This is a genomic window from Pseudomonas sp. 2,4-D (assembly GCF_030418155.1).
Taxonomy (GTDB): domain Bacteria; phylum Pseudomonadota; class Gammaproteobacteria; order Pseudomonadales; family Pseudomonadaceae; genus Aquipseudomonas; species Aquipseudomonas alloputida.
This window is the reverse complement of sequence record NZ_JAUHUI010000073.1, coordinates 1-10729: the sequence shown is the minus strand read 5'-3', so window position 1 is coordinate 10729 and position 10729 is coordinate 1. Positions and strand designations below refer to the sequence as shown.

The 10729-nt window shown below is 62.5% G+C and carries 10 protein-coding genes; 5 read left to right on the top strand and 5 right to left on the bottom strand.

Annotated features, from left to right (window positions below):
* Positions 1-32 precede the first annotated feature (32 nt).
* A complete protein-coding gene (locus QYE47_RS26895) occupies positions 33-635 on the bottom strand; it encodes a glutathione S-transferase family protein (RefSeq protein ID WP_014591980.1) in 603 nt (200 codons plus the stop codon).
* Positions 636-779: 144 nt separating this feature from the next.
* Here QYE47_RS26895 and QYE47_RS26890 point away from each other — a divergent pair, with 144 nt between their 5' ends.
* Positions 780-1970 carry a benzoate/H(+) symporter BenE family transporter gene (locus tag QYE47_RS26890; RefSeq protein WP_003252785.1) on the top strand — a complete coding sequence of 397 codons (1191 nt, stop codon included), beginning with the start codon at positions 780-782 and terminating at the stop codon, positions 1968-1970.
* Positions 1971-2066: 96 nt separating this feature from the next.
* Here the strand turns inward: QYE47_RS26890 and QYE47_RS26885 are convergent, their stop codons facing one another.
* Complete coding sequence (locus QYE47_RS26885) at positions 2067-4007, bottom strand: methyl-accepting chemotaxis protein (protein ID WP_014591981.1); 1941 nt, start codon at positions 4005-4007, stop codon at positions 2067-2069.
* Positions 4008-4412: 405 nt separating this feature from the next.
* Here QYE47_RS26885 and QYE47_RS26880 point away from each other — a divergent pair, with 405 nt between their 5' ends.
* Positions 4413-5156, top strand: coding sequence for a hypothetical protein (locus tag QYE47_RS26880; protein ID WP_070384194.1), 744 nt, complete (start codon positions 4413-4415; stop codon positions 5154-5156).
* A 143-nt stretch (positions 5157-5299) separates the two neighbouring features.
* Here the strand turns inward: QYE47_RS26880 and QYE47_RS26875 are convergent, their stop codons facing one another.
* Entirely contained in the window at positions 5300-6061 is a 762-nt protein-coding gene (locus QYE47_RS26875; RefSeq protein WP_019437197.1) for an SDR family oxidoreductase, read from the bottom strand.
* Between the two features lie 177 nt (positions 6062-6238).
* Here QYE47_RS26875 and QYE47_RS26870 point away from each other — a divergent pair, with 177 nt between their 5' ends.
* Positions 6239-7240 carry an NADP-dependent oxidoreductase gene (locus tag QYE47_RS26870; protein WP_014591984.1) on the top strand — a complete coding sequence of 334 codons (1002 nt, stop codon included), beginning with the start codon at positions 6239-6241 and terminating at the stop codon, positions 7238-7240.
* A 315-nt stretch (positions 7241-7555) separates the two neighbouring features.
* On the opposite strand, the gene pyrF is transcribed toward QYE47_RS26870, so the two are convergent.
* Positions 7556-8257, bottom strand: coding sequence for an orotidine-5'-phosphate decarboxylase (pyrF, locus tag QYE47_RS26865; RefSeq protein WP_010952851.1), 702 nt, complete (start codon positions 8255-8257; stop codon positions 7556-7558).
* 183 nt (positions 8258-8440) lie between these two features.
* Between pyrF and QYE47_RS26860 the strand changes: the two genes are divergently transcribed.
* Complete coding sequence (locus tag QYE47_RS26860; protein WP_014591985.1) at positions 8441-8608, top strand: DUF2897 family protein; 168 nt, start codon at positions 8441-8443, stop codon at positions 8606-8608.
* Positions 8609-8699: 91 nt separating this feature from the next.
* Here QYE47_RS26860 and QYE47_RS26855 read toward each other — a convergent pair whose 3' ends face one another.
* Positions 8700-9035 carry a ComEA family DNA-binding protein gene (locus QYE47_RS26855; RefSeq protein WP_014591986.1) on the bottom strand — a complete coding sequence of 112 codons (336 nt, stop codon included), beginning with the start codon at positions 9033-9035 and terminating at the stop codon, positions 8700-8702.
* A 429-nt stretch (positions 9036-9464) separates the two neighbouring features.
* Between QYE47_RS26855 and wecB the strand changes: the two genes are divergently transcribed.
* Positions 9465-10607: a non-hydrolyzing UDP-N-acetylglucosamine 2-epimerase gene (gene wecB / locus QYE47_RS26850; RefSeq protein ID WP_070384195.1), complete on the top strand. Its 1143-nt coding sequence runs from the start codon at positions 9465-9467 to the stop codon at positions 10605-10607.
* The last annotated feature ends 122 nt before the right edge of the window (positions 10608-10729 follow it).

Below are 10729 nucleotides of genomic sequence, written 5' to 3'. Positions count from 1 at the left end.
ATTGCGCAAGCGCCTGGAAAACAGGTCGGTTTTCAGCCCACCATCGGCACATGCCGCGGGTGGCTGCTGACCCGCTCCAGCCAGGCCCTTACCGCCGGGTACTCTGCCAGGTCGAACCCGCCCTGCTGCGCCACATGGGTGTAGGCATACAACGCCACATCGGCAATCGAGTACTGATCACCCACCAGGTAAGGCGTCATCTGCAACTGCCGTTCCATCACCTTCAGCGCCTTGTAGCCGCCCTTGTGCAACTTGCGGTACTCGTCCAGGCGCTCGTCCGGCAGCCCCAGGTAGAACTGGATGAACCGCGCCACGGCAATGTACGGCTCATGGCTGTACTGCTCGAAAAACTGCCACTGCAGCACCTGGGTACGCAGGCGCGGTTCGCTGGGCAGGAACTCGCTACCATCGGCCAGGTAGTTGAGAATGGCGTTGGACTCCCACAGGTAGCTACCGTCTTCCAGTTCCAGCACCGGTACCTTGCCGTTAGGGTTCATCGCAAGAAACTCGGGCGTTTCGGTCTCGCCCTTGAGAATGTCCACCGGGTGCCATTCATACGGCCGGCCAAGCAGGCTCAACATGAGCTTGACCTTGTAACAGTTACCCGACTGGTAGTCGCCATAAACCTTGTACATCGACCCTCCCTGCAAAGCAGTTTCGCAATTGCGCCCAATATTTGGCGACTGTACGGCTAAAAGCAATGGCCGCTGTATGGCAAGGATCAACCTTGCTCGCTGTAGTCTGAAAAAACTGCTTACACCTTTACAAGGATTTTATTCATGACCGATGCCACTTCCGCACGCCTGCGGCCCCTGGCAGACACCTCCCCCTCGGCGGTGGTCGCCGGCTTCATTGCCATGCTCACCGGCTATACCAGTTCGCTGGTACTGATGTTCCAGGCCGGCCAGGCGGCCGGGCTGACCACCGCGCAGATCTCGTCATGGATCTGGGCGCTGTCGATCGGCATGGCGGTATGCAGCATCGGCCTGTCGCTACGCTACCGCACACCGGTCACCGTCGCCTGGTCCACCCCCGGCGCGGCGCTGCTGATCACCAGCCTGGGTGGGGTCAGCTATGGCGAAGCCATTGGCGCCTACATCACCTGCGCCTTGCTGGTGCTGGTGTGCGGCCTGACCGGCAGCTTCGAGCGCCTGGTCAAACGCATCCCGGCTTCGCTGGCCTCGGCGCTGCTGGCGGGCATCCTGTTCAAGATCGGCAGCGAAATCTTCGTGGCCGCGCAGCACCGCACGCTGCTGGTGCTGGGCATGTTCTTCAGCTATCTGCTGGTCAAGCGCCTGTCGCCGCGTTATTGCGTGCTGGCCGCGCTGCTGGTGGGCACGGCATTGTCCGGCGCGTTGGGCCTGCTGGACTTCAGCGGCTTCCACCTGGAAGTGGCCAAGCCGGTGTGGACCACACCAAGCTTCTCGCTGGCGGCAACCATCAGCATCGGCATTCCGCTGTTCGTGGTGGCCATGACCTCGCAGAACATGCCTGGCGTGGCCGTTCTGCGTGCCGACGGCTACCAGGTACCGGCCTCGCCGCTGATTTCGGCCACTGGCTTTGCCTCGCTGCTGCTGGCGCCGTTCGGCTCGCATGGGGTCAACCTGGCGGCGATCAGCGCGGCGATCTGCACCGGGCCGCATGCCCATGAAGACCCGGCCAAACGCTACACCGCGGCAGTGTGGTGCGGGATTTTCTACGGCATTGCCGGGGTGTTCGGCGCCACCTTGGCGGCACTGTTCGCGGCATTGCCGAAAGAACTGGTGCTGTCGATTGCGGCACTGGCCCTGTTTGGTTCGATCATGAACGGTTTGACCGTGGCCATGAGCGAGGCGCGTGAGCGGGAGGCAGCGGTGATCACCTTTATGGTGACCGCTTCGGGGCTGACCTTGTTTTCGATTGGTTCGGCGTTCTGGGGGATTGTGGCGGGGGTGTTGGCCTTGGTGATTCTTAACCCGCGCAGGGGGTGAGGGTTGTTGTTGCCTGTGGCGGCCTATTCGCGGGTAAACCCGCTCCTACAACGGGAAATCACAAAACCCGCGAATGGGCCGGCACAGACAACGAGATTACAACCTGAAATGCCCCACCATGCCCTTCAAATCGGTGCCCAGCTGCGCCAGCTCGACACTGGACCGGGCATTGTCCTGCATCGCCAATGCCGCCTGGTCCGCACTGCCACGAATCTGCGTGACACTGCGGCTGATCTCTTCCGCCACCGAACTCTGCTGCTCGGCCGCTGCGGCAATCTGCTGGTTCATCTGCTGAATCAATGACACCGCTGCGGCAATGCTACCCAGCGCACTTTCGGTCTGCAGTGCATCGGCCACGGCCAGCCGTACCAGCTCGGTACTGCCGCGGATCTGCGCCACCGACTGTTGGGCATTGCCGCGCAGGCTGGCCACCAAGGTCTCGATCTGCTCGGTGGATTGCCGGGTACGCCGCGCCAGCGCGCGCACTTCATCGGCCACCACGGCAAAGCCGCGCCCCTGCTCGCCGGCACGGGCAGCCTCGATGGCAGCATTAAGCGCCAGCAGGTTGGTTTGCTCGGCCACGCTCTTGATCACTTCCAGCACGTCACCAATGGTGTGGATTTCGGCACTGAGGCTGTCGATGCCGGCGCTGGCAGCTTCTGCCGCCGACGCCAGCTGCTCGATGCGCTGCATGCTCTGGCGCACCACCTGCTGACCGGTGTCGACTTTTTCGTCCGCGGCCTGGGCCGCCTGCGCCGCCTCCTCGGCATTGCGCGCCACATCGTGCACGGTGGCAGTCATCTGCTGCATGGCGGTCGCCACCTGTTCGGTTTCCTCCTTCTGGCTGCCCACCTCGCGGTTGGTCTGCTCGGTCACCGTCGACAACGCCTGGGCGCTGCCGGCCAATTGTTCGATACCCTGCTGCAAGCCGCTGACTATGCCCGAGAGCCCCGCCGCCATCTGCTGCATGGCCTGCATCAGTTGCCCCACCTCATCCCGGCGCGGCGCCTGGGCGTCGAAGCCCAGTTCACCCGCCGCAATGCGCTGGGCGCGGGCGATCACATGCTTCAAAGGGCCAACCACAGCCCGGGTAATCAGCCAGGCGGCCAACACGCCGACAAGCAACGCCAGCGCCGTGGCCAGGCCGATGGCGATGGCATTGCGCTGCAGCTCGCCTTGCAGGGCCTGCTCCTGCCCAAGATAGGCTTGGTCGACACGCCCGGTAACCCGCTCGGCGCTGGCTTGCAACTGCGCCTTCAGCCCCTGCTCGCGGGCCAGTTGGTCGGTGTATTCGTTGAGTTTTTCCGAGAAACTGCCAATGTGCCCCGCCACTTCGCCCAACACACTCTGGTAACCGGCATCGCCAACCGCGCCTTGCAACTGGCTGACCAAGCCAGCGGCCTCCACCGTCTGGGCAATACGCTCCTGGCTCACACCCTCCTCGCCCTTGCGGCTTTTTTCCAGGCGTACCCGGGCTTCGTCCATGGCCTGCAGCATCAGCCGCGACACCTGGGCCACCTGCGCGGCTTGCTCAAGAAACTCGCCACCCTGCTGGCCCTGGGACTGCTTGAGGGTGTACACGCCGTCATCGGCCAGGCCGGCCTGCAGCACATCAAGGTTGTTGGACACGTTGGACACCGACCAGCTGGCCATGTCCAGCGCCAGCTCCTTGGCTTGCACGGCCTCGACAAAGGCTTCGAATGCCTGGCCATAGGCGGCGAGATCGGTTTGCGCCGCCGCCAGCGCCGGCAGGCCTCGGGCGCGTTCGACCAAACCCTGCAGGCCGCCACGCAAAGCGTCGGCCTGCTGCATGTCGGAGCGCAGGGCAAACGCCTGCTCATGTTCGCGCAAGCGCAGCAAGTCGGTATTGAACTGGGCCAGCTTGCGCAAGCTGTCGAAGCGCTGGCCAACGCTTTGCAACGCCACGACGCCGATAGCCGCCACCGCCAGCGTCAGCAGCAGCACCAACGCAAAGCCCAGGCCAAGTTTGCGGGCCATGCCCAGGTTGGCCAGCACACCGTGCTTGCTCGTGCCCATCACCGATCCCCTTTCAGCCAGTGAGGTTATCCCGAAGGCTAAGGGTGGCAACGTTATCTGCCAATGAACAAGGGCCTGGCGTCAGAATAGTGTCAAATAGCTATGTCTTGTCGTTTTTGGCTGCAAAAGGGTCGCTTTCAGTGCCAGCTGTAAAAGATATCACTAGGCCATCAATGATAGCCCGTCCCTCAACCTGCGACGGCACCTGCCCATATTAAATCGACGCAAGTAAAACATTCATTTATTCCAATCCACACTTTATCGAACACTATTGACGCCATTAAATTTGCGCCAAAAGTGGGGTATTGAAATTTTTTTAAACACCCCTGCACACAATAAAAACGTCGCTATCGTGATCGGTAACTGGCCCGTTCTCCGGACCTGCAGTGCACCCTGGAGTTTGCAATGAAAACAGCCATGTTTACTGCTGTGGTCACCCCGTTGCTGCTGTTTACTGTGCCAACCGTTGGCTATGCCGAAACTTCCACCGCCCCGTTGTTCACCCTTGGCTTACAAGGGAGCTACACCCAACTGGAACTCAACGGCCGTAATAATGAAACCGAAGATATGCCCGAAGGTGGCTTATTCATTAACTACGGCAACAAGATGACGGCCACGCAAGGCCTTGTCTACCAGGCCGAGGCCAGCGGCATGTACTCGAAACAGCATGACCAGAAGCTCAAGGACGGCCAGGCCGACCTGGACCTGGGCTGGCGCTTGGCACTGGCCGAACGGCATTCAGTCGACCTGCTGCTGGGCGCCGGTTACAAATGGAACCGGTTGGAGCCCAATACCAGCCGCCATGATGTCGACCTTACCAACCGCACGCCGTTCGCCAAGCTGGCGGCGGGGTACAATTACCGCTTCAATAATGCCACCTTGCGTTTCGAAGCGGGGATACGCCAGGTTATCAATGGCGATTCGCAATTGAAAATACATGGCATCAGCAACGAAGAGGTTGACTTGAAAGGTACCACCAACCCCTTTGCCGAACTTAGTGTGCTGTTCAACCAACACGGTGCTGTGCCGGTATACGCTTCGCTTTACTTCAGCCGCTACAACTATGAACTGGACGGGCAGTTCCTGATGACTGACTCGGACGAACAAACCCGTGACGAGTATGGCCTGAAAATAGGCGTCAGCTTTTAGCCGGGTGGCCGGCTGGCTGCCCGACTTGCTCAGAACGGCCTGGGCACGCCCATCCTGTCCATGCGCGACAGGGTAGGCTTTGGCCTGGTGATCGCATTTGTCAGGGGCGGGCTTGCCCACGAAGCAGCCCGCACGGTATCCACTCAGATCGCCGTAGCCCCACCATCCACCGTCAGGCAATGCCCCGTGGTAAACGCCGCGCCGTCACTGCACAGGTACAGCACAGCGCTGGCGATTTCCTCGACCTTGCCAATGCGCCCCACCGGGTGCATGGCTGCGGCGAACTCGGCCTTGCGCGGGTCGGCCTGGTAGGCGCGGCGGAACATGTCGGTGTCGATCACGGCCGGGCACACGGCGTTCACGCGGATGCCCTTCTTGGCGTACTCGATGGCCGCCGACTTGGTCAGGCCGATGACCGCATGCTTGCTGGCGCTGTAGATGCTCATCTTTGGCGCCGCCCCAAGCCCCGCCACCGACGCGGTATTGACGATGGCCCCACCGCCTTGGGCCAGCAACAAGGGCAACTGATACTTCATGCACAACCACACGCCTTTCACATTCACACCCATGATGGCGTCGAACTCCGCTTCGCTGCCTTCGGCCAGGCGGTGTTGCTCGATCTCGATCCCGGCGTTGTTGAAGGCGTAGTCCAGCCGGCCATATGCGGCAATCAGGCGCTCATGCAACTGGCGCACCTCGGCGTCGCGGGTCACGTCGCAGGCAATGAACAGCGCTTCGCCGCCCACCGCGTGGATCTGCGCCACGGTGGCCTCGCCGCCGACCGGGTCGAGGTCGGCCACCACCACTTTCACGCCCTCGTGGGCGAACGCCAGGGCGGTTGCCCGGCCTATGCCGGCACCCGCGCCGGTCACCAGGGCTACCTGGCCAGAAAAGGTCATGCTCATCGCGTGCTCCTGTGAGGGTTTGGGTGGGGTTCAGAGCATAGTCAGCCACCACCCGGCCGGGCAGCATCATCACAGCAACGGTTGGGCTACCATGCTTGTCAGTGATTTTAAGGAACCGTCTTCATCAACAAGGTAGATTGAACGCCTTACGCCCTCCACCGCCCACAAGGACCCGCCATGACCCAGACCAACCGCCGCTTCCTGCTTGCCAAACGCCCGGTCGGCGCCGTGCGCCGTGACGACTTCAGCTTCGAGACCGTACCCGCCGAACAACCCGGCGAAGGCCAGGTACTGGTGCGCAACCTGTACCTGTCGCTGGACCCGGCCATGCGCGGCTGGATGAACGAAGGCAAGTCCTACATCCCGCCCGTGGCCCTGGGCCAGGTAATGCGTGCGCTGGGTGTGGGTGAAGTGGTTGCCTCCAATCACCCCGGCTACCAGCCCGGCGACCACGTGAGCGGCGCCCTCGGTGTGCAGGACTACTTCACCGGCGAGCCCCAGGGCCTGCACAAGATCGACCCCAAGCTGGCCCCCCTGCCCCGTTACCTGTCAGCCTTGGGCATGACCGGCATGACCGCCTACTTCGCCCTGCTGGAGGTCGGCCAACCCAAAGCTGGCGATACCGTGGTCATTTCCGGCGCGGCCGGTGCGGTGGGCAGCATTGTCGGGCAGATTGCCAAGATCAAAGGCTGCCGCGTGGTCGGCATTGCCGGCGGTGCCGAGAAGTGCCAGTACCTGAAGGACGAACTGGGCTTTGACGGCGTTATCGACTACAAGGCCGAAGACGTGCTGGCCGGCCTGAAGCGCGAATGCCCCAAAGGCGTGGACGTGTACTTCGACAACGTGGGCGGCGACATCCTCGATGCCGTGCTGACGCGCATTAACTTCAAGGCACGCATTGTGATTTGCGGCGCGATCAGCCAGTACAACAACAAAGAAGCGGTGAAAGGCCCGGCCAACTACCTGTCGCTGCTGGTGAACCGCGCGCGCATGGAAGGTTTTGTGGTGATGGATTACACCAAGGACTACGGCAAGGCCGCGCAGGAGATTGCCGGCTGGTTGGCCAGTGGTCAGGTGAAGAGCAAAGAGGACGTGGTGGAAGGGCTGGAAACCTTCCCGGAGACCTTGTTGAAGCTGTTCAGCGGGGAGAATTTTGGCAAGTTGGTGTTAAAGGTTTAAACGCCCCTGCACGGCACCGATGGCCCGACATAGCCCGTCGTAGGAGCGGGTTCACCCGCGAAAGGGCCGGGCCTGCGGGCCAATTTCCACCGGCCGTTCACCGTTGCCGCCGCCACCGTATTCGCGGGTAAACCCGCTCCTACACGGATCGGGGGCGCAGCCACATCAATGGTTCGACACAGGCATCGGTGGCCCGAAAGGGCCAGGCCTGCCGGCCAATTTCCACCCGCCGTCCACCGTTGCCGCCGCCACCGTATTCGCGGTAACACACATCGGTGGCTCGGCGCAGGCCGTTGTCGGACAGCCGCAGGTTAATTACCCACGGATCTCCGCCACCACCGCTGCCAACGCTTGCGCAGGGTCTGCAGCCTGGCTGATCGGCCGGCCGATTACCAGGTAGTCCGAACCGGCATCCAGTGCCTGGCGTGGGGTGAGGATACGGCGCTGGTCATCCTGCGCGCTGCCCGCTGGGCGAATGCCCGGGGTCACCAATTGCAGCGAGGGATGCGCCGCCTTCAGTGCCGGGGCCTCGAGCGCCGAGCACACCAAACCGTCCATACCCGCTTTTTCCGCCAGCGCCGCCAAACGCAGCACTTGCTCTTGGGGGTCGACATCCAGACCAATGCCGGCCAGGTCTTCACGCTCCATGCTGGTCAGCACGGTCACGCCAATCAGCAACGGCTGCGGGCCGCTGCGCTTGGCCAGTTCTTCACGGCAGGCCGCCATCATGCGCAGGCCACCGGAGCAATGCACGTTGACCATCCACACGCCCATCTCGGCGGCAGCCTTTACGGCCATGGCGGTGGTGTTGGGAATGTCGTGGAACTTGAGGTCCAGGAACACTTCGAAGCCCTTGTCACACAGGGTTTCGACAATGCCCGAAGCGCTGCTGGTGAACAGCTCCTTGCCAACCTTCACCCGGCACAGCGCAGGGTCAAGCTGGTCAGCCAGCTTCAGGGCGGCCTCACGGGTAGGGAAATCCAGGGCGACGATCAGGGGCGTCTGGCAGGCGGACATGGGCAGGGTCTCTTGGCAAGTCGAAAACGGCGCGCATTGTAAACGAAGTGGCGCAGGCTTTGGGGCCCGCAGGTCACGGAATTGGCCCAGCACGGCCTGGCACCTATAATTGAACCAACGGAACGGGCAATTGATCAAAATTCATGCAACCGTTGCCCATGGCCCGATTTAAGGAGAACGACAATGCCCTGGTATGCCTGGCTGATACTCATCTTAGCCCTCGGCTCGATTGTCGGCGGGTTGATGCTGCTACGCGACACGGCCAAAAAACTGCCGCTGACCGAAGAGCAACTGCGCAAGGTACATCAGCGCAATGCCGAGGCGGATGCCAAGGACGCAGAAGACCGTTAAAACACCCAGACCTTCAGGCGCTGCGCCTGTGGGAGCGCCCATTCCCGGCACGTAAAGGCCGGGCCAGGGCATCACCCCGGCCCCTGCCCGCTTACTCCACCATCACCTTGTCCCGGTTGCGCTCCAGCAACGCATTGCCTATCCCCTTTATCTCCAGCAGCTCATCCACCGAAGCAAACGGCCCATTGGCCTCGCGGTAGGCCACGATAGCCTCCGCCTTGGCCTTGCCAATGCCGTTCAGCTCCTTTTGCAGGGTGAGTGCATCCGCCGTGTTCAAGTCCAGCCTTGGCGCCTGCTGTGTCTGGGCCTGGGCCACCACCGGCACCGGTTCGGGCACAGCCATGGTGCTGGCCGGGGCGGCGCTCAGGGAGAACGACAGACTGGCGAACAGCGGCAGCAGCAGGTACGACAGAACGTTATTGCGCATGGTCAACACTCCTTGGGTTGGTCATTTTCCAGCAACCGCTTTCCTTCGGCTGCGCAACCAACCCTAGCGGGTAAGCCGGCCGCACAATACCCAACCTCCCCGGCGAATGGTTACCGAATCGGTCAGCAAAACGCTCAACTTCGCCCACCCATCAACCGTGGCCGTTTACGCCCCGCTCGGCCCGGCCCTGAACGCACAAGGCCCTGGCCCTGAACCTGTAGCCAAATCCCCGTTTGTCCGATACCCGCTGCCCACCACTGCCCGGCCATTCTCCTACAACGCCCGCCGAACAAGGCCCGCCCGGTAAACCGCCCTCCCCCAGTCGGTGAGCTTCCCCCCGGCAAACTGGCACGCCATTGCTCGCCTGCTAGATTTCTTGAGCAATGGAAACCGGCCTGCTTCAAGGACCCGAGCAAGAGGATCACTGCCGTGCCCCTCAAGACCCTGACTGTTTTCGGTACCCGCCCAGAAGCCATCAAGATGGCCCCGCTAGCCCTGCAATTGGCGCAGGACAGCCGCTTCGAAGCCCGCGTGTGCGTCACCGGCCAGCACCGGCAAATGCTCGATCAGGTGCTGGAGCTGTTCGGCATCAGCCCCGATTACGACTTGAACATCATGAAAGCCGGCCAGGACCTGACCGGTGTGACCACTGCCATCTTGCAAGGCATCCGACCGGTGCTGGCCACGTTCAAGCCCGACGTGGTGCTGGTACACGGCGACACCGCCACCACCTTTGCCACCACTCTGGCGGCTTACTACCAGCAAATCCCCATTGCCCATGTTGAGGCCGGCCTGCGCACCAACAACCTGTATTCACCCTGGCCCGAAGAAGGCAACCGGCGCCTGACCGGGGCCCTTGCCGCGCTGCACTTCGCGCCCACCGCCACCTCGCGCGACAACCTGTTGCGCGAAGGCACCGACCCGGCGCACATCTTCACCACCGGCAACACCGTGATCGACGCCTTGCTGGAGGTGGAGCAAAAGCTGCAAAGCCCCGCGCTGAAGGCCCGTTTCGCCAGCCACTTCAGCTACCTGGCAGCCGAGCGCCGGCTGTTGCTGGTCACCGGCCACCGGCGCGAGAACTTTGGTGGCGGCTTCGAGCGCATCTGCCAGGCCCTGGTGCAGATTGCGCGGCAATTCCCCGAGTTGGACGTGGTGTACCCGGTGCACCTCAACCCCAACGTACGCGAGCCGGTCAACCGGCTGTTGGGGGATGTAAGCAACATCCACCTTGTCGAACCGCTGGATTACCTGCCGTTCGTTTACCTCATGACCCGGGCCTATGTAATTCTGACCGACTCGGGCGGCATTCAGGAGGAAGCACCGGCCCTGGGCAAACCGGTGCTGGTGATGCGCGACACAACCGAGCGCCCGGAAGCCGTGGCGGCAGGTACGGTCAAGCTGGTGGGCACCGAAGTGGCATCGATTGTGCGGGCGTTGAGTACCTTGCTGACCGATGAGGCGGCGTATCGCGAAATGAGCTTCGCCCATAACCCCTATGGCGATGGCAAAGCCTGCGCGCGCATACGCGAAGCCCTGGCCACCTGGACCACCCCCCACCGCTCAATGTAGGAGCGGGTTCACCCGCGAATACGATAGCCGCGACACCCCTGCCCCCCAGTAAAAACTGGCCAGCGGCCCACCCCGACCTGTGCCCCCCCGCTCGGCGTAGGAGCGGGTTCACCCGCGAATAC

Bases quoted from the DNA above. Each gene is read 5' to 3' on its own strand.
- QYE47_RS26890 (WP_003252785.1), top strand. From the start codon at position 780: ATGACCGATGCCACTTCCGCACGCCTGCGGCCCCTGGCAGACACCTCC.
- pyrF (WP_010952851.1), bottom strand. From the start codon at position 8,257: ATGTCCGCCTGCCAGACGCCCCTGATCGTCGCCCTGGATTTCCCTACC.
- QYE47_RS26860 (WP_014591985.1), top strand. From the start codon at position 8,441: ATGCCCTGGTATGCCTGGCTGATACTCATCTTAGCCCTCGGCTCGATT.
- QYE47_RS26880 (WP_070384194.1), top strand. From the start codon at position 4,413: ATGAAAACAGCCATGTTTACTGCTGTGGTCACCCCGTTGCTGCTGTTT.
- QYE47_RS26885 (WP_014591981.1), bottom strand. From the start codon at position 4,007: ATGGGCACGAGCAAGCACGGTGTGCTGGCCAACCTGGGCATGGCCCGC.
- QYE47_RS26895 (WP_014591980.1), bottom strand. From the start codon at position 635: ATGTACAAGGTTTATGGCGACTACCAGTCGGGTAACTGTTACAAGGTC.
- QYE47_RS26875 (WP_019437197.1), bottom strand. From the start codon at position 6,061: ATGAGCATGACCTTTTCTGGCCAGGTAGCCCTGGTGACCGGCGCGGGT.
- QYE47_RS26855 (WP_014591986.1), bottom strand. From the start codon at position 9,035: ATGCGCAATAACGTTCTGTCGTACCTGCTGCTGCCGCTGTTCGCCAGT.
- QYE47_RS26870 (WP_014591984.1), top strand. From the start codon at position 6,239: ATGACCCAGACCAACCGCCGCTTCCTGCTTGCCAAACGCCCGGTCGGC.